The sequence below is a fragment of the Metallosphaera tengchongensis genome, from assembly GCF_013343295.1.
GTDB classification, from domain to species: Archaea; Thermoproteota; Thermoprotei_A; order Sulfolobales; family Sulfolobaceae; genus Metallosphaera; species Metallosphaera tengchongensis.
Genome location: NZ_CP049074.1, coordinates 1465276 through 1490709, shown reverse-complemented (window position 1 = coordinate 1490709; position 25434 = coordinate 1465276). Strand labels below are relative to the sequence as shown.

Annotated in this window: 24 protein-coding genes; 17 read left to right on the top strand and 7 right to left on the bottom strand. The window is 47.6% G+C overall.

All coding sequences use genetic code 11. The annotated features are described in order from the left end of the window. Positions 1 to 608 precede the first annotated feature (608 nt). Together GWK48_RS11760 and GWK48_RS08075 are read left to right on the top strand one after the other, a co-directional pair. Complete coding sequence (locus GWK48_RS11760; RefSeq protein WP_343043976.1) at positions 609 to 818, top strand: hypothetical protein; 210 nt, start codon at positions 609 to 611, stop codon at positions 816 to 818. 972 nt (positions 819 to 1790) lie between these two features. After that, entirely contained in the window at positions 1791 to 3635 is a 1845-nt protein-coding gene (locus GWK48_RS08075; RefSeq protein ID WP_174631225.1) for a 4Fe-4S dicluster domain-containing protein, read from the top strand. Between the two features lie 46 nt (positions 3636 to 3681). Here GWK48_RS08075 and GWK48_RS08070 read toward each other — a convergent pair whose 3' ends face one another. Further along, a complete protein-coding gene (locus tag GWK48_RS08070; RefSeq protein WP_174631224.1) occupies positions 3682 to 4221 on the bottom strand; it encodes a MogA/MoaB family molybdenum cofactor biosynthesis protein in 540 nt (179 codons plus the stop codon). A 39-nt stretch (positions 4222 to 4260) separates the two neighbouring features. On the opposite strand from GWK48_RS08070, the gene GWK48_RS08065 reads away from it, so the two are divergent. Beyond that, entirely contained in the window at positions 4261 to 4914 is a 654-nt protein-coding gene (locus GWK48_RS08065) for a hypothetical protein (RefSeq protein WP_174631222.1), read from the top strand. On the opposite strand, the gene GWK48_RS08060 is transcribed toward GWK48_RS08065, so the two are convergent. Beyond that, positions 4808 to 5620, bottom strand: coding sequence for a hypothetical protein (locus tag GWK48_RS08060; RefSeq protein ID WP_425487474.1), 813 nt, complete (start codon positions 5618 to 5620; stop codon positions 4808 to 4810). The genes GWK48_RS08065 and GWK48_RS08060 overlap by 107 nt on opposite strands. A 33-nt stretch (positions 5621 to 5653) precedes the next feature. On the opposite strand from GWK48_RS08060, the gene GWK48_RS08055 reads away from it, so the two are divergent. Continuing rightward, a complete protein-coding gene (locus GWK48_RS08055) occupies positions 5654 to 6634 on the top strand; it encodes an FAD-dependent oxidoreductase (protein WP_174631220.1) in 981 nt (326 codons plus the stop codon). A 172-nt stretch (positions 6635 to 6806) separates the two neighbouring features. After that, positions 6807 to 7454 carry a phosphatidate cytidylyltransferase gene (locus GWK48_RS08050; RefSeq protein ID WP_174631218.1) on the top strand — a complete coding sequence of 216 codons (648 nt, stop codon included), beginning with the start codon at positions 6807 to 6809 and terminating at the stop codon, positions 7452 to 7454. On the opposite strand, the gene GWK48_RS08045 is transcribed toward GWK48_RS08050, so the two are convergent. After that, positions 7411 to 8043 carry a hypothetical protein gene (locus GWK48_RS08045; protein ID WP_174631216.1) on the bottom strand — a complete coding sequence of 211 codons (633 nt, stop codon included), beginning with the start codon at positions 8041 to 8043 and terminating at the stop codon, positions 7411 to 7413. The two genes, GWK48_RS08050 and GWK48_RS08045, sit on opposite strands and share 44 nt — an antisense overlap. A gap of 99 nt (positions 8044 to 8142) precedes the next feature. Between GWK48_RS08045 and GWK48_RS08040 the strand changes: the two genes are divergently transcribed. Genes GWK48_RS08040 through purT form a run of 3 tightly spaced genes read left to right on the top strand, consistent with a single transcriptional unit; the run spans position 8143 to position 10483 of the window. Further along, on the top strand, positions 8143 to 8586 hold the full coding sequence (locus GWK48_RS08040; protein ID WP_174631214.1) for a hypothetical protein: 444 nt from the start codon (positions 8143 to 8145) through the stop codon (positions 8584 to 8586). 54 nt (positions 8587 to 8640) lie between these two features. Next, a complete protein-coding gene (locus GWK48_RS08035; protein ID WP_174631212.1) occupies positions 8641 to 9240 on the top strand; it encodes a hypothetical protein in 600 nt (199 codons plus the stop codon). A gap of 55 nt (positions 9241 to 9295) precedes the next feature. Next, the gene (purT, locus tag GWK48_RS08030) at positions 9296 to 10483 is read left to right on the top strand and encodes a formate-dependent phosphoribosylglycinamide formyltransferase (protein ID WP_174631210.1); all 1188 of its coding nucleotides are present in this window, start codon (positions 9296 to 9298) and stop codon (positions 10481 to 10483) included. Positions 10484 to 10650: 167 nt separating this feature from the next. On the opposite strand, the gene GWK48_RS08025 is transcribed toward purT, so the two are convergent. Beyond that, a complete protein-coding gene (locus GWK48_RS08025) occupies positions 10651 to 11703 on the bottom strand; it encodes an acetoin utilization protein AcuC (protein ID WP_174631208.1) in 1053 nt (350 codons plus the stop codon). 48 nt (positions 11704 to 11751) lie between these two features. Here GWK48_RS08025 and GWK48_RS08020 point away from each other — a divergent pair, with 48 nt between their 5' ends. Continuing rightward, positions 11752 to 12879, top strand: coding sequence for a CBS domain-containing protein (locus GWK48_RS08020; protein WP_174631207.1), 1128 nt, complete (start codon positions 11752 to 11754; stop codon positions 12877 to 12879). Beyond that, on the top strand, positions 12876 to 13601 hold the full coding sequence (locus tag GWK48_RS08015; protein ID WP_174631205.1) for a carbon-nitrogen hydrolase family protein: 726 nt from the start codon (positions 12876 to 12878) through the stop codon (positions 13599 to 13601). The genes GWK48_RS08020 and GWK48_RS08015 overlap by 4 nt, the downstream gene beginning before the upstream one ends. Positions 13602 to 13663: 62 nt before the next feature. Here GWK48_RS08015 and GWK48_RS08010 read toward each other — a convergent pair whose 3' ends face one another. After that, entirely contained in the window at positions 13664 to 14230 is a 567-nt protein-coding gene (locus GWK48_RS08010) for a hypothetical protein (protein ID WP_174631203.1), read from the bottom strand. Positions 14231 to 14424: 194 nt separating this feature from the next. On the opposite strand from GWK48_RS08010, the gene GWK48_RS08005 reads away from it, so the two are divergent. Further along, positions 14425 to 15213, top strand: a complete 789-nt coding sequence (locus tag GWK48_RS08005) for a hypothetical protein (RefSeq protein ID WP_174631201.1) — start codon at positions 14425 to 14427, stop codon at positions 15211 to 15213. A 375-nt stretch (positions 15214 to 15588) separates the two neighbouring features. On the opposite strand, the gene GWK48_RS08000 is transcribed toward GWK48_RS08005, so the two are convergent. Continuing rightward, positions 15589 to 17670 carry a xanthine dehydrogenase family protein molybdopterin-binding subunit gene (locus tag GWK48_RS08000; protein ID WP_174631199.1) on the bottom strand — a complete coding sequence of 694 codons (2082 nt, stop codon included), beginning with the start codon at positions 17668 to 17670 and terminating at the stop codon, positions 15589 to 15591. Further along, a complete protein-coding gene (locus GWK48_RS07995) occupies positions 17667 to 18158 on the bottom strand; it encodes a PaREP1 family protein (protein ID WP_174631197.1) in 492 nt (163 codons plus the stop codon). The genes GWK48_RS08000 and GWK48_RS07995 overlap by 4 nt, the downstream gene beginning before the upstream one ends. Positions 18159 to 18397: 239 nt before the next feature. Between GWK48_RS07995 and GWK48_RS07990 the strand changes: the two genes are divergently transcribed. From GWK48_RS07990 to GWK48_RS07965, 6 genes are all read left to right on the top strand, one after another. Further along, positions 18398 to 20287, top strand: a complete 1890-nt coding sequence (locus tag GWK48_RS07990; protein WP_174631195.1) for a 2-oxoacid:ferredoxin oxidoreductase subunit alpha — start codon at positions 18398 to 18400, stop codon at positions 20285 to 20287. Next, entirely contained in the window at positions 20274 to 21197 is a 924-nt protein-coding gene (locus tag GWK48_RS07985; RefSeq protein WP_174631193.1) for a 2-oxoacid:ferredoxin oxidoreductase subunit beta, read from the top strand. Before GWK48_RS07990 ends, GWK48_RS07985 begins: the two co-directional genes overlap by 14 nt. Positions 21198 to 21236: 39 nt before the next feature. Further along, the gene (locus tag GWK48_RS07980) at positions 21237 to 21716 is read left to right on the top strand and encodes a hypothetical protein (protein ID WP_174631191.1); all 480 of its coding nucleotides are present in this window, start codon (positions 21237 to 21239) and stop codon (positions 21714 to 21716) included. Between the two features lie 25 nt (positions 21717 to 21741). Continuing rightward, positions 21742 to 22683, top strand: a complete 942-nt coding sequence (locus tag GWK48_RS07975) for a VIT1/CCC1 transporter family protein (RefSeq protein ID WP_174631189.1) — start codon at positions 21742 to 21744, stop codon at positions 22681 to 22683. 770 nt (positions 22684 to 23453) lie between these two features. Then, complete coding sequence (locus GWK48_RS07970; RefSeq protein WP_174631187.1) at positions 23454 to 24359, top strand: ABC transporter ATP-binding protein; 906 nt, start codon at positions 23454 to 23456, stop codon at positions 24357 to 24359. Further along, positions 24359 to 25195 carry an ABC transporter permease gene (locus GWK48_RS07965; RefSeq protein WP_343043975.1) on the top strand — a complete coding sequence of 279 codons (837 nt, stop codon included), beginning with the start codon at positions 24359 to 24361 and terminating at the stop codon, positions 25193 to 25195. Before GWK48_RS07970 ends, GWK48_RS07965 begins: the two co-directional genes overlap by 1 nt. Positions 25196 to 25434 lie beyond the last annotated feature (239 nt).

Genomic DNA, 25434 nt, shown 5'->3' with positions numbered 1-25434 from the left:
GGCAATCCTCGCCCCCTAGGGCGGGGATGTGGAAAGTATGTAAATCCCTTTCCTCTACCCCTTATTGTGGGCACAGGGCTTAGAGACAAGGGTAAGAACCAAATCAGAGCCACAGTTGCAATGAAGATTTCCCCCACCGCCCTCTGCTCTCTCTTGTATCTAGTTATAGACGAGGTCTGCATTTCGTTTTAGAGTGGTTGAGGGATAACAGACCAAAGAAGCTCTAGACGGAAACGCCCAACGGTACTTATTAGATCTTAAGGCAAAAGTACGGTCTACCGTCAAAGGTACCCATAGACTGCTACATGGACGCCTTAGCGATCTATAAGTCGCGGCTAAAAACCCTAAGCATGGTAGGTACCCAGTAATAAGGAGGCTCTTTGTCTGGTTAACACCAGGACAATCGTACTCCATTGACTTCGATAGGATGGTTGTGAGAATAGCAGGAGTTGGCGAAACATCAATAGAGGGCTACCCTAGGGACCTAACTTTCTGCAAGGACTGAGAGTCGAGAAGGCTAGGCTGGTATTGAGGGATGGCAGGGCGTACCCAAAGGTCACTCTTCTGAAGAAGGGTGGAAAGAGCCTGAAGTCAAAGACAGCGTTGACGTGGACATTAACAGGGCTGAAGTAGTTGTAGGCAAAGATGACGGACACTACGTTAGGATACCTACTAGGTTGGATGACGCCCACCAAGACAAGAGCTTAGCCCAGCAACTTCAGAAGAAGCATGAGAAGAGGTGGAAAGAGAACGACAGGGTCCTAAATAGGATAAGATCATACCATAGGAAGGTTAAAACGTCTTGGAGGACTCCCTAAGAAGTTGGGAAATGGATTGCAGATGTAGCTAAGTCGTTCAACGTCTCAGCCATCTTCTTGGAGGACTTAAAAAGCTCATAAAGAGCATGAAGAAGCTACCGGCACAGTTCAGGGACAAGCTGTACTTAATGCAGTACCGTAGGTTTCAATACTGGATTGAGTGGCAGGCTAAGAGAAAATGGCAAAGGTAATATATGTTTACCCAGACTACTCCTTCACTCATTGTCCCAAGTGCAATAAAGAAATGGAAGAGGTAAGACTTAGGATTATCGTTGTTTTAGTTGTGGTTGTGAGAACGATAGCGATGTTATTGTGGTTATGAGCCTCTATGGGAGGGGTCTCTGACCCTCTCGATTTCCCTCAGATGAGATATGTAGCCATGAACTAATGAGGGTAGTCCCGCAATTTATATGGGCTAGAAGTCAGTTTTGCATATTGACGGATGTTCTGTTCATGTTTTATGGTTCCTAATAAATTAGGTTGAATAATATTTCATTCAAAGAAAGAAAAGGCAAAGGCTTTTGAGACCTGTGCTTTTCCTTAGGTTCTCATCCAGCCTTCTTTCGACACCATAATGAACAACTTCCGTGAGGCTATTAATGTCTATATAATCTGGATAGTTGAAGACGTTTCACCGCTAAGGGTCTCGCCCATGTATGGGCCTGTACCTAGGAAGGTAGATAAGGGTATGCACGGCCCAAGGCGTGCTGGTTCCCTCACCCATCAGGTAGGTCGGGTTCATCCCTTGGATCGATAGGGGGTGAGACCGAGTTCCTTGCTCTACTACCGTGAAGCCCAAGGGTTGATGGTTGATATTAAGTTATATGAGATCCGATGAAACCCAATCCCATGAGGATCCATCACCTCGTATTTTATGTTCGAGGTAATCCAGGAGCATGTCATCGTTTACGTTTCTTATATCACTACAAATTATAAAGAGACTATTTAATCTTCACATTCATTCTACATAGTGTGGCAGGCATCATCTATTCGGCCATATCGCGGACCAGGAGGGGAGAGACGCCAAAGCAAGTCATTAGAGTCTTCAAAACGGAGGACGCAATGACCGACGGAAAGCCGAGGTACGAGTACTTTAGGGGAGAGAGCGGGGAGACCGTACTAGACCTAACTGACCTCAGGGGAGTAGAGGACCTGGGGGACAGGATTAGGGTGAAAGCTGGGACCCCTTGGTCTGACCTAGTCAACTTTAGTTTAGAGGTGTTTGGTCCCCTTGAGGCTAGCGTAGGTGGTTCAGTCTACTACGAGGACGGTTTCTTCGGCTTTAACGAGTTTGGTTCGCTGAGGAGAAGGGTTGAAGTAGAGGCAGTGGCTGAGGGTAAAGTCTACGTCGGGCAATATAGGGGAGGTACAATAACTTCAGTGACCATTAGAAAGGATCTAAGGCCTTTGGTGTACAAGAAGTTGGAGAGGAGCTTAAGCTTCCTCCTAAATAGGGTTAAGTACTGGTACTCCACAGGGCTTCCTGCGTTCAGGGACGTGACGATCATTAAGAGGGGCGATTCCTCTGCCCTCTACGTTTCTTACCCTCAGGCTAGGGAGGAGCTCTTAAAGGACAAATTGGATGACATGGTTCCCGACAGGCCCTATTTCTTTGAGACTGGAAACTACAGGTACAAGTATTTTGGATATATCAATACTCAAGAGCTCAGCGACACTCTCTTCAGCGGTGCTGACCAGGTCATAATCTTCCTTAGAAAGGACGTGTCTAAGTTCATAGTTTCCTCCAACTTACCTCTTAACCTACCACAGCAGTACCTTTTACCTTATTCTGACGACAACTCTCCAGACCTCTTCTCCGGATGTATCCTGTGTGGTAAATGCGTTTACGTCTGTCCACACGTAGACCAGAGGGGGGATAAGGATTACTCTCCCCTTGGGTTCTTCATCGCAAAGGCTCAGGGCATGGAGAGCCAGTTCGCCACTTGTAACTTCTGCGGTAAGTGCGAGGAGGTCTGCCCTGCAAAGCTTGAGATCGTGAAAGACCTGAAGGTCAGCTCAAGGCCCAAGGATAAGACCTCGTCCGTCTCCGTCTCCCTTCCCAGCAAGAAAGCCTTGGTAATAACGCCAATATCAGACGGTCTTCTTGAGCAGGCTTTAACTGCGATTAGATACTTCCTCTCAAAGGACGTAAGACTGGGAATAATTACCGTAGACACTACTTTAGAGAAACTAGTTAAAGGTGAGGAAATAAAGGTACCAGAGGGAGTTGAGGAGATCTATACCCTTACCCCTGAGGAGAGAGTTTACTTGCTCCGGGCAAAACCTAGGAATGTGGTGGACGTCATTTTCTTGTTCGATGCTCTACCTAAGGAAGTCAAGGAGAGGCTGAACTCTCTCACCGTTCATAAGACGTGTATGTACAGGGGGGACGTTAAGGGAGATGAAAGCTGCAGTTTCGCGTTTATGGAGATGGTCAACGGTGAGCCGTCCAGGGACTCGAAAGTTACCTCGTCCAAGGTAAGTCTTTGCCCATTAGCTTCCAAGAAGTTGAAGATCTTAAGCTATTTGGACTTGCTTGAGGTCGAGAAGGGGAGTGATCTCACTCAGATACAGAGCGAACTTGTCAACCTCCTAAGCAAGAACCAAGACGTTATCCAGGACCTCTCGTGGTACGAGGGGATAGACGAGGGTATACTGGACTCTTTTATGAACGAGCTCATAGGCTCTTATCTAAAGGGGAAGAATCCAGCTGACTTGGTGTACATTTACGTCAAGATGAACGAGCTTGAGCCCATTAAGGGTTCTAAAGTGAAGGAAATCCTTGAGAAAAAGATTAGGGAGGTATGGACGACCTAACCTCACTACTGCCCTAAAGGACGAGGCTTACTGTCCTTTTTGCAGCTCATTTTGAACGTGCCAGAAACACTAGGTGAGGGGCTTCTGGAATCACTAGCTTTTCCATACCAAGCTTCACAGCGTCTGGGGACCCTGGGAGCATGTATACCACTTTCCCCTTGATTATCCCAGCGCTCGCCTTGCTTAAATACGCTGCAGCCTCGACCGCAGGCTCCCTTAAACTTAGGGATCTAAATACGTCTCCGAAGCCCTCTATCTCCCTGTCCAGAACGCCCCTAACAGTTTCCACTGTGACGTCAGACTGGGTGTAACCAGTACCTCCAGTGGTCACTATTACATCCACCTTTTCCATAAGCACAGCGTCTACCACAGCCTTCAATATCATCAGCTTATCATCGGGCACTAAGGAGTACCCTACTAGTTCATGTCCGTTTTTTATGACAGCCTCCTTAATCCTGTCCCCAGACTCATCAACCACTGGTTCCCTCTTCTCAAACTTCTGGTACCTTGAGGTGCTCACGGTTATCACGTAAAAGCCTAGCTTCTTCGGGGCCATTTCCCTGTGGCTCTGATGAGAGTGACTCATTGGAATCAAGTTATATACTCTTAGTTCATAAAAACACTTATGAGAGGTACAGGATCTACTTTGATAGGGATGGTTCATGCGGTGTCAGGGCTCTTGGCTCTGCTGAGCCTTCCCATAAGCCTTTTGGGGGGTAAGCCTACTCTTGCTAGCGTTTCCTCTCTAGTTGGTCTATTTCTAGCAATTTACTTCATTACTGGTGTAGCTTTAGTGTATGAGACCATTGCGGTCGTAGAGGACAGCAGACGACAGTACAGCTCATTAGTTGAGCGTTTGAAAACCCTCATCGAGACTCAGCCCGTGAACTCCCCCATTTACCTCTACGGTTACCAAAACTTGAAAATTTTGAATTATACAAGGGAAAGTTCACTGAAAACTTTCCTTGTCTTACTCGTGTTTTCGGTGATAAACCAAATACCTCTACTTAACGTTATTCCTCTAGTATATTATCTAGGAGGACAAATCTCCAAGTTCAGGAACTTGATAATCCTAATGGGGCAGGTAGGTCTAGGGGGGAGGTACGTCCCGGATGCCATGGGTCTAGAGATAGCTACCATTTTGACCAACGGTTTTACCTTTGGGCTGTTGGTCAGGAGGCTGGATCAGCTCCGCCAAGTTGCACAATCCTCACTTCCTCAGCAAGATCAAGGTCTAAATCAAGGAAGTCTCTATGGAGGAGGAGGCCTTTCACCCTGAGTTTTGTACCTGGAGGTAACTCCGTGAACCTAGTCCTGAAACTTGTTATGGTCACTCCTACATCCGTGTAGTATTTAACTGGGAGGGAGTAAGGTTTTGTCACTCTGATGATCTTCACAGTATCCTTGAAGTTCTCTACCTTAGTCACTTCTCCAAAACTCTCGCACTCGACAATCTTAAAGGTATAGGGTACCCCCATGAAGATCCCCTCTGTTATCCTCCTTCTCTTCAGTTGTTGAAAGTCCTCCTTCGGGAGCGATTCCAACTCAGTCTCATTGACCTCCTCAAGGGGGGATGTAACCCCTTTCCTTCTAAGTTCCTTGAGAATCTCGACGTTGCCCACATCGGTGCTGACCAAGTCCATGTCATGTCCCTTCCCTAGGTAGAGATAACTTCCTGTCACACCGGTGTTCTTAAACAGGGACTTGAATTTATTCACTGTTCCCTCAAGGGACACGAGGAAAGGGTTCAAAACGACACTTTCCTTGAGGGGGACCAACGGGACTTGAAAACCTATCTCCTTAACTAACTTGAGGTATTCTGGAAACCTAGACCTGACGAACTCTAGACCCTCCTTAAGGGTCTTAATTTTCCTACCGTCAACATATCTAGGCATAGCTACGGCGAAACCCTCAGGGTGATAGCACCCCTTCACTGACCATGTAACTCCCTTGTGGACTACCATGAACCCCTCGAATATCTCCATAATTTTAAATCCCTGTCCAAGAACAAAAAGTCGTTGAAGTTCGCAATAGTGGGAAGGGGTATCCTAGGGAGTTCGTTATACTTTATGCTCACCAAAGCTGGGCACGAGGTTAAGGTCATAGAGTCAAGGAAGAGAAGGGTTTTCCCCAGCTTGATTCACTCCCTTCTCCTCAAGGGAAAGGACGTTCAACTGGCCATGGAGAGCCTGAAGTTCTACAGGGAGTTCAACGTCCCCATGAGAGAGTTCCCTTCATTGACCATTGGAAAGGTGAGTATGGATGTTATAACCCAATGGCAAGAGGTAGGCGTCCAGATAAGGGAGGAGTACGTGGGTTGGATCTCATCTGACGCAATAGTTGCTCTAGGGGGGGACAGGTTAGTTTACGTGTCCAAGCTGATCTACGCCGTCCCCTATATCGAGGGGAGCGCTGAGATCGATCTAAGTAAGGGGGTCGTATCGGTTGGGGGGAAACAGGTGAAGGCTGACAAGATAATTGTCACAGCTGGACCTTGGAACCCGTGTTTAGTTGGGGTTAAGAGTAAGAGCTACTACTGTTGGGCTACGTTGATATACAGTAAGATAAGGGAACTGGGAAGTCACTTCGTTTACGATTACGAGAAGGGATTTTACTCTAGACCGGTAATAGGGTTAGCAACTGGGATGGCCATAGTTGGAGACGGGAAGGCAGTGGAATCCCCTCCTGGGAACAGGGTGAGCCTAGACAAGGAAGAGGTCATGGCCAAGGTGAGGGATAGAGTTGGACATTTCGTCCCTCTATATACCGCAGGAGAGTTCTGTGAGGGAACTCCGGATATGAAACCGTCCTATGGAAAGATAGGAGAGAACGTTTATTACGCTGGGGGACTGGACGGATATGGAGCTGAAGTAGGACCAGGATTAGCTAAGCTTTTGCTAGACTTAATAATGAAGGGAGAAGTTGAGAGGGAGTACTACGCAGAGAGATTCTCTGAAGTCGGGGACTTTACGATAGGGCGAGAACCCCACGAGATATAGGGTAAAGAGCATGGATCTATCAGGGTAAAGTAATCTGGGGAAACCGGTAAATGTACGACTCCCTCAACTTACAAAGTTGAGGAAAGCCTCGTCCCTCAGGGCTAGAGGGAAGTCGATTCGACCAACCCCTTACTAGAATAGATTTTTAATCGCGAACTATGGCGAAAGATCAATGATCCTTTCTATCAAGGACTTACTCGTCGGGGTCATCTATGTAGTCTGGGTGGCAGTGGTCACTTTGAAGATTTCAAAGGTAGTCGCGAAAAGGACCAACAACTACGTAGCTAGAAAGTTCATACACATGGCTGGAGGGGGAGTTGTAGCTTGCACTGCACCGTTCCTTCTCTCCTCCCCCCTGGTTGTAATTGTAGCGTCCTACTTAATGATGGCTTATCTCCTGGCGAGGCATTACAGTAAACCTTTGTCTTGGTTCCAGGAGTCCGACAACCTTGGAGAAGTGTATTTTTCATTCTCCTTCGGTACGATACTCCTCATCTCCTGGATACTTAACCATAATTTCTGGGAACTCGGGAACAGATACCTTTACGTAGCTTTACTCCCTCTCCTCTTCATGTCATTTGGAGACGGAATCACTGGGATAGTGAGGAATTACGTCTATGGGAGGAGATTCAAGGGCTTCTGGGGCTCAGTGGGTATGCTAGCCTTCTCAGTACCCTTGGGGTTCCTACTTCTCTCGATACCTGGCTCCCTCTCAGCTGTGATAGCTACTGCCGTGGAGATCCTACCTTTCATTGACGATAATTTGAGCGTGTCCTTCATCTCCTTCTTCTTCCTGTATGCCGCCGTAAGATTCGGGTGAGGGACCTCACGTCCTGAAGGTCTAAATGGTACACCTGTACTCTGGAGAGATCCACCATCATAATACCATCCAGCTTCGCTCTGGTTAATCCCTTGACGTCTATCTCCGGAGAGCCGTTGAACTTCCTGATCAGTCTCACTAGGTTTTTCAAACGGTCAGTATCCCTGTCCTCAGGGCTCTTGAGCAACTCCCCTGGAATCATGGGCAACAGATACGACGATATGGCGATGTAAAACCTGTCCACAAGTGGACCGTACCTGGCAATCTTAGTGGAGAACCTGGCCATCAAATACTCCTCTGGGGCATGGGAAAACTCAGCCGGTACGTATCCAGTCTCTACCTCCACCCCCATAACGTCGCCTGGCTCTGGCGAGTAAATGTCCAGTATCTTTCCATCTAGCTCCTCCTCAACGAACACGGACCTGCCCTCACTTAGAAGGTAGTTCGCTACCACTATCTCCATCATGGCGTGATGAGAGTTCATAGTCCTCAAGGAAGCGACTCGCCTATAGATATCCCTCAGCCTAGGGTCTTCGCCTTCAAATCTACCCATGAAATTTCTCAATTCTTCCTCGAAACTCCTTTTCATATCCCTCTCCTCAGGAATGGGAAACGTTCCTCACAGTTCAGGAAACCGTCACGTCATCACTAACTAAAACTTATGTACTACCCGTTAAAACGATTTCCTATGATTTCGTGGCTAATAGGAGGGGAGTCCCCCAGTTGGGATTACCTTAGGGACCTGTTTCAGGACGTGGAGAACGCAGCGGTGTACGTTAACTCCAGTAACGTAGTCGAGGTGGTGAAGGTCTCAGACTTGTCCCCATTTCACTCTCAAGTCACTGTCCTCATTCACCCGATGAACGTGAAGTTTCTGAGGCCTATCTTCATAAAGTTAAAGGGCTACGTCACGTTCCCCCTGGCTCGGCTGAGGGACGTTAGGGAACTAGTTGAAAGGAGGAACTGGAGAGCCATTGAATATTATCATGACTGGGAGTTCATGGGTAGCTGGATCCTCTACGACTGTGAAGACTGCGAGGAGGCGCAGAGAGCCCATCTGAGCGTTGATTTCAACGACGAGAAGGCTAAAGAGATGCACTTGGAGATATGGAAATCAAAGAACCAGGTTTAGCCCTCCTTAGGATTTTTTGGGTCCAGGAGCTCTAAAAGGTGCGAAGTGGTCTCCGTGAAGGTATTCAGGTACACCCTTAAGGACGACTTGCTTTATCCAGATGAGCATGGAGAGGTTCTAGTCTTCACAGACGGTTGGCAGGTAACGGCTAGGATAGGAGATAGGGAAATAACCCCCAGGTTTCATCTCTCCAGCGGGGAGAGGTTACTCCTAGACAGACTAAAACTGCTGTCCAAGATGACCGGAGTTGAGGTGGACCCCTTACCTGCGCTCGCCTACCCTGGAAAGTCCAGGGTACTAATGCTCTCCAAATTGATGGGGGCTGCGTTCGAGGAGTATGTATATCTAGTCCTGTCATCTCGCTTCTCAGTCTCAAGGAGACCTGAGATTTACACCTCACTCCCTAAACTCTCGGGGAGAAGCAGTCACAACACTCCAGACCTAATTGTGGAGGGAAGGGTTCCGGTGGAAGCGAAAGTCAGCTTTTATAATTATCAACAAATTCTGGAATATTCTATAAAGTACCCAGTGGGTGCGCTGACCTTGCCCTTCTCCGAACAGTGCAGGGTTCCTCCTGGTTGGAGGTGTTTCACCAACCTAACCAAGGATCGTGCACCTCTTCTAAGTTGGCTGGATGAGGTTTTACTTGGTTAAGTAAAATTCCACTAGGAAAGCATAAGATTTTTTAACTTAACTAAGTAATCCACGCATGGAAATCGGCACACCCCTTGTAGGAAACTCCAAGAAGATACTTCTCCTAGGTAGCGGAGAGTTGGGCAAGGAGATGGTCATTGAGGCCCAGAGAATGGGAGTAGAAACTGTGGCTGTGGACAGGTACGATATGGCCCCTGCCATGCAGGTTGCACACAGAAAGTACGTGGTAGATATGTTGAACGGTAACGCCATAAGGGCCATCATAAGGAGGGAGAGCCCAGATGCGGTCATTGCCGAGATAGAGGCAATAGACACCGACGCACTCGTGGACCTGGAGGATCAAGGTTTCAGAATTATTCCTAACGCCAATGCGGTTAGGACGTGTATGAACAGGGTATCTTTGAGAAGGCTGGCAGCTGAGAAAGTTGGAGTCCCCACGACCATGTACAGCTTCGCCAGCACGCCCGAAGAAGCTCGAAAGGCTTGTAAAGAGGTAGGTTTTCCTTGTCTCCTTAAGCCAGAGATGAGCTCCAGCGGGCACGGTCACGTGTTGGTGAGGTCAGAGGGTGAAGTTGAGAAGGCGTTTTATGAGTCGGTCTCCCACGCTAGAGGTAAAGGTAGGACAGTGATAGTGGAGGAGTACGTTAAGGTTGACACCGAGCTTACGGTTCTGACTTACAGACATATGGGTGGAGCCTCGGTGGAGACAGTAACCCTAGAGCCAATAGAGCATCAAAGACCTAGTTACTATTACGTGGAGTCGTGGCAACCCTCTTCTGTTGACGAAGAGGTCAAGACGAGGGCAAGGGAGTACGCCGTGAGGGTAGTCAATGAGTTGGGGGGACTCGGTATTTTCGGAGTTGAGATAATAGTTTCGGGAAACAGGGTTCTGTTTAGCGAGGTCTCGCCCAGGCCCCACGATACGGGGCTAGTTACGTTAGCTAGCCAGGATATTAGTGAGTTCCAGATACACGTGAGGGCAGCTTTGGGCCTTCCTATTCCTCAGGTGAGAGTCCTAACTCCTGCATCTTCCCACGTTATACTAGCGGAGCACGAAGTCTGGGCCCCGTCATTCCTGAACGTAGACAAGGCCCTGTCCATTCCAGGCGTTCAAGTGAGGCTGTTTGGGAAGCCTTCAAGCTATGAGAAGAGGAGAATGGGAGTTGTGATTGCAAACGGTACCACAGTGGACGAGGCCAGGGAGAAGGCAAGGAAGGCGTCCTCCTTGATCTTAATGAAATGAATGAGAGGAAGAAAATTAACGCGTCGATTTATTTGGTTGACCTCGTCGCATTCACACTTTAATAAAAATACGGCAGACTGGCCCTCTAAGGTAGGGAGGTGGTCAGGTAACCTAGCTCACGTAAGGGACAATCCTCAAAGCTTGAAGCTTTTGTTCAGTAGACGACCTCAAGGGATACCGTGTACTTCCTTCACTCTCTTAACTACTTCCTTCACCCTCTCCATAACGAAGGGGGATGAGCTAGTCAGGCAGCAGTCGTGAAGGGATTCCACCTCTTGCTCCTCAATCCCTGCCAGTTCAGCCACAGACACGACCCACGTTCTGGCCGTAGCATCGTAGTTATATCCTCCTCCCCCTAACAGGAGGATCTTCCCGTTTCCCTGGCTGTGGGAAAACTCATGAAGTTTCCTTATCAGTGAGAGATATCCCCTGGTACTAAGCTTGAGCTCTACGAGGGGGTCGTCAAAGTGGGAGTCCCCTCCTTCCTGAATTATAATGAGATTAGGCCTAAATCTCTGCAGCAGGGGTAACACGACGTTTTCGAAAGTATACAGGTAGGCGTCGTCCCCAGTGCCAGGGGGAAGAGGCACGTTGACGGTGTACCCTTTCCCTTCACCTTCCCCTGTTTCGTTAACGTCCCCCGACCCCGGGAAGAACCCCCTGTGGTACATATGGAGAGATATTTTGAGTACATCTGGATCGTCATATAGTAAAGCCTGCGTACCATCCCCGTGGTGTCCGTCCACATCCACAATGGCGACCTTGTTGAAATACTTCTTACCTTCCAGGGCGGCTATTGCGACGTCATTAAACACACAGAAACCAGAGGCTGACCTCCTTTGGGCGTGATGTAGACCCCCTCCAACGTTAACGGCATGATCGAACCCTCTGCTCAACAGTCTCACGCCCGTCACGCTCCCCATTACCCTGATCAGGGCGCTTTCATACACCCCTTTAAAGGCGGGTGTATCCCCGTAGTCCAGTAGGCCTTCCCCCAATACGCTCATAGACTTCACGAAATCAACGTAATCCGCAGAGTGGACAGAGAGAAGTAAACTCTCATCGGGCTCATCCGGTTTCACCATCTCCACTACGTGGAAGAACCCCCTCTCCTCCATATACTTCTTAGCCCTGCTCTCCCTGATCGACTTGAAGGGATGATCCCCAGGGAAGGAGTAGTTTAGATACTTATCATCCCAAACGAACGCTGTTCTGTGCATCCTAGTAGATTTTATAATTCAGTAAATTAAAAGATTACACGATACTGTATGAGCGCCACAGAACTCATGATTTCACCCTCTCTGGTGGCTAAATCGGATGATAAGTTGAAAGACATTCTAAACAAGATGAAGGAGGTGAACCAGTGGGTAGTCCCTGTAGTTTACAATAAGAGACTCGTCGGTATCCTAAGCTTCAAGGAGTTGATAAAGAGACGGGTCAACCTGGAGACAAGGGTGGCCAACGTGACCTCACCGGTGATCTCCCTATCCAAAAACGACGATTTCGCGAAGGTAGTTGTTAAGTTCTATTCCACTAAGGCTCGCGCCATACCAGTGACTGATAACTCCAGGAACTTGGTTGGGATGATTACCAGGGAGCAGGTACTATCTTACTTGATAAGCAACGGTCACTTGGACTCTGGGACCGCGAGGGGTTACATGTCCTCTCCTCCTGTGATCCTTGGACCGGAGGACTCGATCGCCAAGGCGAGGTGGACCATGGTCAGGGATAACATTACAAGGATACCTATACTTTCTGATAAGAAGCTTGTGGGGATTGTGACTACGAGGGACATAGTCAACGCTTTGTATACCCCCCTAAGTGAGAGGAAGAGGGCATCCATACTGTCAGAGGAGGAGAGGATAATGGCTAGCCCCGTAAAGGATATAATGGTCACTAACGTCATAACGGTGAACGGTAAAGACGGTCTGAGGACTGTAGCTGAGAAGTTGTTGAAGAATAAGATATCTGGAGCCCCCGTGATGGAGGGGGAGGTAGTCGTGGGAGTAATTAGCGGGGTGGACTTAATTAGATCCTTGGAGTCCAAGTTCCACCTATCCATGCCAATCGAGGCTAAGCTCACCACAGGTCTGAGGAATAAGGAACTTAAGGCGCAGCTGGACGGTGTCTTGGAGAGGTACCTCTCTAAGCTGGAGAAGTTCGTAGACGTTGACAACTTTAAGGTCTCGTTCAAGGAAGAGGCTTCCAGTCAAGGGAGACCTCTCTACAAGGTATCGGTAAACGTCGCGACCAAGATAGGGAACTTCATCGCCAACGAGAGCGATAGGGATCCTGTTGCAGCAGTGAAGAGGGCTGTGGATACGTTAGAGCAAAGGCTGATCAAAAAGTTAAAGAGAATCCAGGAGAAGAAGGGTGATAAGGAAGAGGTAATTTGAAAATAGGAATAGTTCAGCCTACTAGCAAGGATTCGGCAATTAGGAACGCTGAGAAGGCACTTCAGGGAGGCTCTCAGGTTGTCCTCTTACCTGAAAAATGGGTAAAATCCATCGATGAGCTACCACTTACTGACCTACAGAGGCTTGCAGTCAGGTACACCGCCTTCATTATACCTGGGGCTGTTGAGGACGAGGTTTCCGTAATCTCTCCCGTTATTTCCCCCAGGGGCCAAATCTTAGGTCTGGCGAAAAAAATACACCTTTTCGGGAGGGAAAAGGGCAGGCTTCTCCCAGGGACCAGCGCTACGTACTTTTCCGCAAATGGGGTCAAGATAGGGGTGGTCATCTGTTACGACTTGGACTTTCCTGAAGTGGCGAGGTCACTTTTGCTCAAGGGGGTGGAAATAATTTTAGTCCCTTCCAAGATAAGGAGGGATGGTATGGACAGGTGGAGGGATTACGTCAGGATGAGGTCTCTTGAGAACAGGATAGCTGTAGTTAACGCCAACGCCGTCGAAATACCTAACTTTGCAGGAGGTAGCATAGCTGTAGTCCCCTACAAGAGAGGAGACATAGTGGATCTTAAGGTAGTGGCTGAGATGGGTGAGGAAGATGGCTACACCATAGCTGATATAGACCCAATATCCTATCTCCAAATAAGGTTGGAAAGGATGAAGGAGATTGTCCAGTTTTCGGTGGAAGAACTAGACTCAAAAAATTAAATCGTGCAGAAGATTATTGGGACTTTATAAAAAATGCTTTAACTTTAGAGACGAGACGAATATCAACTACTCTCGTTCTCGTTATCCTGATCCTTACCTTGATTACCGTTATCATGATTACCGTTATCATGGTCATGGTCGTGGTGATCGTGGGCTATTCCAGGATGTATTATAAGTAAGGGCTCGTTGTTAACGTTTAGATCCCCCTTAGGATTATTGGAAACCTTGTAGAATATGGTAACGTATACGTGATAGGTACCGTTCTGCAGGTACAAAACGTGGTAAGGTTTATCAAGACTTACGTTAAACGTCTCATTACCTAGACTAATCATTACCTTAAACTCCGAGAACGCTTTTCTTAGTTTCTCCACGTGAAGCAACATCACCGTATAATTATCCGATTTACTCAAGGTTATTGTGGCATTTACAGTAACATTTCCTTTCATTCCTGGCGTTAAATTACCTAAATTTATGTTAGCTGGAATAATAGTTATATTGGCATTTTGTTCCTGTGCTGTTATTATATGATATGATATATATGCTAGGGGACCGAACCCAGCTACCGAGGACGCTGCAATACCTGACCCTAGAGCGACTAGAGCGATTAGGGCTAATATGGAGCTCTTCATTTTTGCTCTATGACGTAGTAGGGTATTCCTCTATAAAAGCCAGAGCGAAAGCCTTCTTCGTTCTTCCCCATTTCGATTGAGAAATATCTGGGAAAAGATGTTTTAAACCCGTTCCACTGAGTGATATTTCAATAAATAACTGAAAAATGTCAAAGTTGGCGACAAATATTTATTTTCAGTGAGGAGTTTCTCCCATGGAGCCTAAATCAATTCAGGCATTTCTGAGCAACACCCTATCAAGGCGTATGGCCGAGATAGCTTCAACGCTCTCATCCGAAATGAATTTAGTTCCTATTGTTTCTTTTTATCTCGAAGACGATTTACTTAAAGAGCTTATTAAATCTCTAGAAAATCCTCTAGGCTATTTATATAAGTTATATGAAAATAATAGAGATCTTTTTATTAAAGCTGTAATGGAAAAATTAAATGAAATCCGTAAGGACATCATTGAATTTCCCTACTATGCCTTGCCGGAATCCCAGATATCGGTCACCTTCGTGGAGAACAACCAAGTCCCTCCAAAGGTAATAGTGAACCAGGGAAGGCTTAGGCTCTCTTTTTTGCCCTACGACTCCTATGAGAGCCTAGATAGAGCGATAAGTTCTAGGGAGGAGGACGACATTGTAGTGGAGTTCAGTGGAGGGAAGGTAGTAAAGATGGAGAAGAAGAGAAACATATTCATAGAGAACAAGTCAGTTGACTCCCTAACTAGTGGGAGAGTTGTCCTGAACTTCTATCTTACAAACTACACTATCTTCAGCTCTGTCTTGGCAATGAACCTTAAGTTATGGGATAATGAAGTAAAAGTTAAGAGAGAAGGAGAGGAGATTTTCTTTGAGATAGTGAAGGGAAAGGCAGACAGTAAGGACGTTCTAAAGGGAGGTACACTAAGTGCTAGATCTAAAGCATCTTTATATTATGACTATAAAAAGAAAAATATTTTGGGGAGGGAGATAGTAGAGGCCTTTGTCAGCAAGATTTGAACGTCTCCTTAAGTGGGTTTTAGACTTCACAGTTCCGTAATTTACGTGGCTAGTCATTTGAAAGCAGGGACCACCGAATCCTCACTCGTGCAACGCGAGGAGGGCTTGGGCCCATTATGGAGCGTTAAACAGTCCTCATTAAGGAAGGTACTGGCTATCTTCTTCCTAGTGTTAAGTCATAATGGGTATAAGAAGGGGACGCATCCGTGTAGATTGTCCATAACTTTACTTACACCATATGTCTTAACTAGTCCCTGGAAAAAGTTACAAGTCCATATAGGTCAATGGGTCTTAACGGACGTTAACACAGGGATAGATTTAGTTCAAGGTCGATCGAAAATATAACTTGTTTTCATAAACGGTATATCAAAAAACTTATTCCAGCTGGATTGGAACCCTAGTTATTCTCCTCTTTATGAGGTCTTCCACAGCGGACGTAACGGCAGCTGCTGCGACTCCAACTGGAATTTCCCCTATTCCTTTGGCTCCCATCGGTGTGTAAGGTGACGGATAAGGAACCAAATTCACCTCAATATCAGGAATTTCCACCGCAGTGGGCATATTGTAATCCGATAAGCTAGCAACTAAGGGTCTTCCATCCTGATATCTATAGCTCTCGTATAGCGCTATGGAAATACCTATGTATGTCCCTCCAGTCACTTGTTCCTTCACCAGGTCCTCGTCTATGGGGGTCCCCGGATCAATGTAGACCACGTGCTTGACTGGTCTTATCATCCCCGTCTCCTGGTCCATTTTTACCACTGCTAGATCTACGGCGAAGGGATAGGCGTTAAACCTAGACTTGCCATGAAGAGAGAAGGTGTAACTAGCGTTCTCGTTGATCTGGGTAAGGGGTATCTCCTTTCTCTCCTTCTCCAGTAAGAACACACCGTTGCGGTAGGACACTGAGTCTCCTGTCTCTCTTTCTAGTCTGACCCTAATTCTCCTTACTAGCTCCTCAGTTGCACCTCTAATAGCCCCAGCCATGAAGACTGCCATCCTGCTACCCCCTGGGCCAAAACTGGAGCTCATGGTGGATGAGTCCAGGGTCTCAACCGATACAACATCCGTAGGAACTCCCAAGAGTTCTGAAGTTAGCTTAATCGCGGTGTGCTCGTTACCCTGTCCCTCAGGTCCGTATCCAATACCCACCACAACCTTTCCCTCCTTAACCGACAGTCTAACCTCCTCCTGCCCAGATGGAGTACTGGGGTCTGTAGAGCAGGCTATCCCTACTCCGTACCCCTTCTCCCTTAGGGAGAAGATGTCACTTCTAGACAAAGCCATCCTCATTAATTCCCCTGGGTTTCCAGAGTCGTAGAGGGCATAGGGCGCCTCATATGGGAAGGACTTGATCAGGTTTCTCTGTCTAACTTCTTCCCTACGCATCTTCAGCTCGTCAGCGACAGCGTCCATGACCCTTTCCAGGGCCCAGGTGTGGGGAGGTGTCCCGGCACCCCTAAAGGCTCCTGGAGGGTTCTTATTCGTAGCTACTAAGTTGACCTCGTACCTTATGTTCCTCACGGAGTAAGGTCCAGCCAAGATACCGGTGGGCTTAAAGGCCTGACCACCTGAGGTAGAGGCTCCTAGGTCCTCCCACACCTTTACGTCAAGCCCAGTTACAGTCCCATCTGATAAGAACGTTGCCCTTACCTTAAACTTCCTCTCTGGTCCTGAGCTCCCTGAAGCCACAAGGTGCTCCGATCTAGTCTCAATCCACTTGACTGGTACTTTAAATTTCCACGAAGCGAATGTAACTATGGTGGCGTAGTTTAGAAGGGAGAACTTAGCTCCGAAACTACCTCCTTGTCTTATGGGTTCTGCAATAACCTTGAGGTTAAGCGCTTTTGAAATCTCCTTGGCGAGAAAGTTAGGTGCTTGCATGTTGGCTATAAGTCTGACCCCCCACTTCTCAGGGAATGCCACTACACCAAAGTTCTCCATGGGGTTCCCTGAAGATCTAGACCAGTATAGTTCAAGGTCAACTTCTTTGTCCCTCGGGATGCTACCGAACTCGAAAACCTTATTCCCCACCAAGTTAGTTCCAAGCTCTTCAAATACTAGGGACTCACCTCCAAGAGCCTCGTCAATGTCGTTGACTGGTTGGATCTCCTCATAATCCACCTGAACGGTCTCAGCTAGGTCCATAGCCTCGTAAAGGTCCTTGGCCATCACGAAGATCACGGGCTCACCCACGTACCTGACCTTCTTGATGGCAAGTGGAGTTGAGCTTAGGGCTGATCCCTCCCTATCCTCCTCCCCTCCCTTTGACACCAACATGTCCCTCCCGGTTAGAACAAGGGCCCCTCTCTTTGTAGCATCGCTGTAGTCTATCCTCTTCACGTATGCGTGGGGGTATGGACTTCTTACGAAAACCCCATAGTAACCCTTGAAGTTCACGTCGTCTACAAACGTTCCTCTTCCTGTCAATAACTCGTGGACGTCGAGTCGTCTCATACCAAAAGATTGTGTCTGTCAATTAAATTTCTTAGTTCATTAAGTAACGATTTCAAGTGTTTGACTCTAAATTCAAACTCCTCCGGGTTCTGCGGTCTCGGGTGAAACTCTCCGTGGAGCCTCTCGGCGTTAACGAAGCTGATAATGAGGGAGTTGTTCCCAGTCTTATACGCTAGGTACTCCACAAGGGAGTAATGGTCTTGATAACTTGAGACGTCTAGGCCCACCTTAAGTCCAACGGCCCTCATTAGGTAAGAGAGGGACCTCCAGAAAGCTTCCCCTGAATTTATGAGGTCTCCTTCCTTTCTAAGTCTCTCGCCCTCTTCCTCCATCTCCACGCTTAACTCTTGGAGAAACGAAAACTTTTCCTCCTCTCCCAAGAGACCTAGGACTAAGTCTGCCACCAATTCTGATATACTTTTCCTAGTCTGAAGGGACAACGCTTCAAGCTTTAAGTAAACCGCGTCCTGAACGCTAACTTCCTTCATTTCTAGTAATCATCTGCCCCCCGATATAAGTGGGTTTTGTTGTGCCACTACAGGACAGATCAGTCCAAGCTTATGAGATCCTCGTCCGAGTCCCTTCCCCGCACATCACCCTTTATTTATCATGATAGTACTAGTTTTTTCATTAGATTTGTTCAGAAATTTAAATGAAAGGGAACGTACTTATAATCATTCGCAGATTCACTTTAATACCCATCAAAGCATATTATCATTAGAGAATTATGAGGATAACTTGGGAAATTGGAGGAGCCCAGGGGACAGGTGTAGATACATCAGCTAACATTTTCGGAGCGGCCCTGGCGTCAGCCGGGTACTACATATATGGAAACAGGGAATACTACTCTAACATAAAGGGGAGGCACAGCTACTTCAACCTAACAATAAGCGATAGAAGGGCGAGGAGCATCTCCAGTACAGTGGACATATTGGCTACCTTTGACGCTGAGACTGTGTTTCAACACTTCGCTGAAGTAAAAGGAGTCATAATCTACAACAGGGGAGTAAGGGACACCAAAATAGATAGGGTTCAAAGCATGGAGCCCGAAATCCAGGAGAGGATAAAGGAGTTCCTTAAGTCTAAAGGGCTAGGGGACACGGTTGGAGACGCACTCAAGTATGCCGAGAGCCAGGGGGTGAAGGTCATCGAGCTGGATTACGACGACATAGTAAAGAAGACCGCTGAGTCCTTGGGGATACCCATGTCAGTAGCTGAGAGGGCAAAGAACACTGCAGCTATAGCAGCATCCTTTGCCCTAACTGGGTTGAGGAAAGACTTCCTCATTGATGCCTTGAAGAGAACTTTCAAACAGGAGACCTTTGTGAAGATCAATAGTTTGGCGGCGGAGAACGTGATGTCTGGAATAAAACCCATGTACGACTTCAAGGAGTTACCCAAGTCCGGTAGGAGGATACAGGTGGACGGTAACACTGCGGTAGCCATGGGCAAAATCCTCGGAGGTCTGAGTTTTCAAAGCTATTATCCCATAACTCCTGCTTCCGACGAGAGCGTGTACATAGAGGCTCACCAGGAGGTCATGAGCATAGACCCTGATACTGGGGACAAGAGGAAGAGGCCCATTGTTGTAGTCCAGTCTGAGGACGAACTTGCTGCCATTAACATGGCCTCTGCAGCCGCACTGACCGGGGTCAGGGCAGCTACAGCTACTTCTGGACCAGGATTTTCCTTAATGGCTGAGGGAATAGGATGGGCAGGAATGAACGAAGTTCCGGTTGTCATTACTTACTACATAAGGGGAGGACCATCCACGGGACAACCGACCAGGACCTCGCAAGCTGACCTCCTCTTTGCAATGCACGTGGGACACGGGGAGTTCCCCAGGATAGTTATAGCTTCAGGAGATCACGTGGAGGCATTCCAGGACGCTATCTGGGCATTTAACCTAGCGGAGAAGTACCAGACACCAGTTATCCATCTTGTGGAGAAGGCAATAGCCAACGCCTACTCCATCTTTGACGTAAGCGAACTAGAGATGGACAAACTAAGGGCAGAGAGGGGTAAGCTCGTTCAAACCCCAGACGGAGAGTTCATGAGGTTTAAGTTTACGGACGACGGTGTATCTCCCAGGGCTGTCCTGGGAAAGGCGTACATGTTCTACACAGGAGATGAACACAACGAGCTGGGGCACATAACGGAGGACTCGGAGAACAGGATCAAGATGTACGAGAAGAGGCTCAAGAAACTTAGGACAGCGGACGCAGAGATACCCGAGGAGAGCAGAGTGAAGGTTTTTGGGGATCAGGACTCCAAGATAGCCATAATGACTTGGGGGTCCCCTAAGGGGGCAGTTATAGACGCGGTGGAACAGTTGGAGAAAGAGGGAGTTAAGGTAGAGGTGATACAGATCAGGATGTTCAATCCGTATCCTAAGAACTTGATGAAGAAGCTCTTGTCAGGAAAGGAGTTCATAATAGACGTGGAGGGCAACTACGAGGGCCAGACCGGGGTGGTTAACAAGCTGAGCACAGGGATTGAGCCGACCAATTACATACTTAAGTGGAACGGGAGACCCATGACGTGGGACGAGGTGTACAACGGGATAAAACTTGCACTGAAAGGAGAGAGGAGGGTGGTGTTAGATGGCGGTGCCTAAGGTCTGGGTTCCTGAGTGGAACGATTGGTGCCCGGGGTGCGGTAACTTCGGGATAATAAACGCTGAGCAACAGGCTATATCAGAGTTAGGACTTACCCCAGAGGACACGGTAATAGTCTCCGGAATAGGGTGCTCAGGTAAGACCCCTCACTTCTTCAGACTTCCCATCTCGGGAGTCCACACCCTTCACGGTAGGGCTTTGACTTTCGCCATAGGGATAAAGCTCTCAAACCCTGAGCTCACTGTTATTGTCAACGGGGGAGATGGTGACCAGCTTGGTATCGGAGCTGGCCACTTCGTAAACGCTGGAAGGAGGAACGTAGACATAACTGTCATACTGCACGACAACGGAGTTTACGGCTTGACCAAGGGGCAAGCGTCCCCAACGTTGAGGAGAGGGGAAAAGACCAAGTCCCTTCCAAGACCTAACATAAACGATAACGTTAACCCAATAGCCCTTGCCATATCCTCGGGTTACACCTTCGTAGCGAGATCCTACGCCTACGACGTAAAGCATCTGAAGGAGACCATCAAAGCTGCAGTTAAGCACAGGGGACTGAGCCTAATTGACGTGTTGCAACCGTGCCCTACCTACAACGACATTCACACAAAGGAGTACTTTGATAAGAGGGTCTACAAACTTGACACCGACCCGTCATGGGACCCAGTGGTTAAGAAGCCTGAAGAGGAGGGAGATAAGATGGCCAAGGCGTTGGTCAAGTCCTTGGAGTGGGGCGAGAGAATACCCATAGGCATATTTTACAAGAACGAACTAGTCCCGACGTATGAGGAGAGGCTGGTCTCAAGCGCTCCCTCATATAAGGAAAGGAACCCATCAAAGGTTAAGATAGAAGTAGACGGTAAACTAACTACCATCATTGACGACATCCTGAAGGAAAAGGAAGTATAAGGGGATCATTTTTTATTTCTCTCTAGACTAAACTCCCCAATGTCAGAGGAATATTTTCTCAATTACCTGAACGACAAGGTGTTCACTATTCTGCTGGGCGGTTCAGGGAACAAACTCTACCTTTACTACCCAAAGGGGGATGCTGTCTTCGTCCTACACGACGATAAGATTGAACTGATGGAGATAGATGAGGTTATAGGTAGGGCACCTGCTGGGTTCAAGTTGTCACCCTCGAGGGTCTCTTGGGAGGAAGTGAAGGGCAGAAAGGTTCGCTGGTTCATCTTGAACCACGAGGTCGAGGCTGACAACGTCTACCTTGTTATGAACTCAGATTCCGACTTCAGACGAGTTGAGGAGACGTCCTCCCCAAACAGGCTAAAGTACTTTGTCCTGAAAGACGCAAATCCAGAGGAGTATAAGGACTGGTGCTGCGTCCTGATAGCGTCTGTAAAAGACAGGGACGTACCATCAACTTTCAAGAAGGTATACCTCAAGGAGTTAGATAAGAGTAATTCTTAAATACAAGTTATTCCAATATTAACCCATGGAGCAATTAGTGAGGAGTAACTTTAAGTCTGAGATCTTCGGCAAGGAGCTCTACTCTGCCCTAGCTGAGACGGAAAAAGACGAAAAGGTAAGGGAAGTTCTAGAGGAGTTGGCAGAGGGGGAGGGAAATCACGCTGATTTCTGGAGGAAGTTGGCAGAGGCCAGGGGGATAGAGCTTGAAGGTCTTGGGTTATGGGAAAGGTTCAAGCTTTGGTTGCTCACCAGGTTGAGGAGAGTTTTGGGGTTGGCTTTAACGTTAAAGATTGCTGAGTCCGGGGAAAGCAATGACGCTGAAAAGTATCACGAGCTCTCCCAGTCAGGCGAGTTTTCAGACTCCGAGAGGCAGGGATTTAGGGATATCATGATGCAGGAACTAATGCACGAGGATCTCCTAATTCAGTCTCAGGTCAACGTAGACTCCGTCCGAGAGTCGATATATGCAGTCAGCGATGGATTGATAGAGGTTTTGGCTTCAGTCTCAGGTTTAGCCGGGATCTTCTCGGTTCCCCTTTACGTTGCCTTAGGTGGGCTCATAGTTGGAGTATCTGGTATGATTTCCATGAGCATAGGGGCATACTTGTCCTCCAAGTCTGAGGAGGACATAAAGAACAACGCTAAGAGAAAGGCGTTGCTAAAGGGGGAAGAAGTGGAGGACGAGAAGTCCCGCGCTGGTGAGAGCGTTAAGACCACAGCGATATCCTACATCCTTGGGGCGATAGTCCCTGTTATACCTTTCCTCCTTGGTCTTCAGGGGCTTTTGGGGTTGTTTATGTCCTACGCTATAACAGGAGGTGTTACATTCCTGGTCGGAAGCCTTATAGGTCTGTTGAGCGATGTCTCGCCTTGGCGGAAAGGAGCACTGATGACTGGTCTAGCTTTGGGGGCTGCCCTTGTAACCCACTTGCTAGGCATACTAGCACATATGGCCGGCGTTGGATAACAGACCCCAAAGGGCGAGGTTTGTCGCTCTTTTATCATTAAAGGCCCTGTAACCTAAGGGTCATCAGACCCAAAAAGCTACCCTGCCCACGAGATAGTCTCTAGTTGAGTGGGTTTTTGTTGCTCTTGAGAAGTAACGATACTGGTATGGGCTTGCCTACTTCTCATCCTGGAGGACAAGGCATCATTCCCCTTGACTCGAAGGACTCTCTACAATTATTAAGGACCAGATACAAACCTGATCCTTTAGGACTGGGAGGGTATCAGAAGCTAGTCCAAAGGAGTTATGGCTAGAGGATGTAGGTAGGGTTCTCGGTGAAGAGAGTTTAAGTGAGTCTCCACGTTCAAAACTAAACTACATGGTGAAAAAATTTAAAGCGTCACGGCAACTCAGCTATAAACTTGTTTTATGTACCGTCTTTAGTTTCACCAATGAACAGGTTGAAGTTAAGCAGAACAACATGAAGGTATTCTAGATTGATGAAAAAAGGGCAAACCTAGCTCTTAGGGCTGGGGGAGGTCGAACCAGTCCTCTAACCCATCACTGAGAACGCTTTTGGGGAAGAGCAGACAGTACAAGTATTCACCAATTCGCGAAAGATGAAAGAAGCCTCGCCCTTCAGTGCGGGGAGGCAGTTGTAACTACGAAAGACCCCACAAACTGTTGCGAACTTGGAGTTCTCATAAACAACTGGGAATCCTCTTCTGGGACGGAAATTACGTTCCTATTTGGCACATTCTTTTATACTTTATTAGTTCATACACGATTAAATGAAGACCATCGATGTGATCAATGTTACGAAGACCTATGGCGAAAAGTTGGCTCTCAATGACGTGTCCATGTCCGTTACGGGCGGAGAGATAACAGCAATACTTGGTCCAAACGGTGCCGGAAAGACAACCTTACTGAGAATCGTAACTACTCTCATCTACCCAGACAGGGGAGAGATAAGGATAATGGGGCAAGATCCCTTTAAGAGCAAGGAAGTATTCAAGAAGGTAGGCTACGTCCAGGAGTTACCTAACTTACCCCCATTTATGACGGGTAGAGAACTCCTGGAATTTTCAGCCAAGCTTAAGGGGGCTAATAGGGAGGAGATTCACAGGGTCTTGGACTTAGTAGATATGAAGGAGAACGCCAACAAGAAAATAGCTAAGTACAGTAAAGGTATGATACAGAGGATTGCCCTCGCCGAGGCATTCCTTGGAGACCCAGAGATCCTGATCATGGATGAACCAAACGTGGGTACAGATCCCGTTCTGAACCTAAAAGTGAGGGAAGTCCTCATGGAAATGAGGAGAGGAGGGGTCACTGTCCTCATGACCTCCCACGAACTAGAGGAGGTCAAAAGACTGGCAGATAAGGTCTTCTTCATTTATAGGGGGAAAGTCTTCTTCGAGGGAACGACTGAAGAGTTGGTCATGCGGTTCTTGGGGGTTAGGGTTATTCTCGAGACTAGGGATAGGGAGTCCTTGATCTCAGCGTTGAAAGGGTTGGAGTACGTAAAGGGACTGGAGGAAAGTAACGGTAAGTTCGTGATAGAGCTCCAGAAGGACGAGAGGGAGGAGCTCCTTAGGGAATTAGTCCTAAGGGGAGTGAGGATTAAGGCATTCTACCTCGACCAAGACTTGGAGGAGGCTTACGAGAGGGCTATCAGGGAGGCAGGAGCGAGATGATGGGAAACCTAATATTATACGAGTTGAGGAGATCAATAGCCAGGAAGAAGGTCATATCACTCATAGCAATTACTGTCTTCTTTGAGGTTGGGGTTTACGTAGCTCTCTCCGAGGTCAGAAGTCCTAGAATTGAACAACTGATATCTCCAATTCAGCCAATCCTTTGGTTGGCTGGTGTCCTCTTACCCCAGAGTCTTCTACTCCACTTCATTGCTATCTCAATTGCCTCTGGATCTCTCTCTGAGGAGTACGAACAGGGAACCGTCGACTTCTTTTTAACGAAGCCAATAACAAGAGCGAAGTTTGGACTAGGTAAGTTAATAGGTGGTTACATTCTCGTGATCAGTATCTATATGCTCATGGTCACGCTGGCACTAGCTCTTTCCGAAATTCTCTTTGGGTACCAGGTGGAGCTTCAGTACCTCCCAGGGCTAGTTGCGACCGTAATATTCTCGTCACTAACCTTTTACGCGATATCGTTTATGTCTGGGGAACTGCTGAGGAGAAGTAGTCTGGCCTTTCTGATTTCCAGCTCTATCCTCATAGGTTCCGTGCTGATAGGGGCCGTTTTAGTTTTCGTGGCCAGACTTACAGGAGACCAAGTGTTTAACAGTGTAGCCATCTCCTTACCGTCATGGGGAGCGACGGAGCTTCCTTTCCTTTATGCCGGTAGTATTCCCGGTGCCTCAGTAATAGTACAGGCGTTGGAGATATTCCCTGCAATCCCTGGGACCCAAGTTGACGCGGTAGTTCTAACGTTGGGGTACTCCATCGTGTCCTTCATCTTCGCATTTATGAGTCTCCTTAGTAGGGATATTCCTAAGCGCGTCAGTTAAACGCATTAACTTGATGAAAGTTGTTCCCTTGGAGGAAGGTTAGGATACTAATTTTAGTTTCAATTGCCCTCTCCACCCTAAAGGAGCTTAATGGAGGTTTACCTATAGTCAAGAAAAACTTCCCAAAAAAGGAGGGTCACAAAAGCTAAAGCAAGCCTCGCCCTTCAGGGTGTGGTCAGGTCTTCAAGCACTTTTCACGTCCTACTTGGGGTAGGAGGGTAAAAAGAGTGAGAACGAAA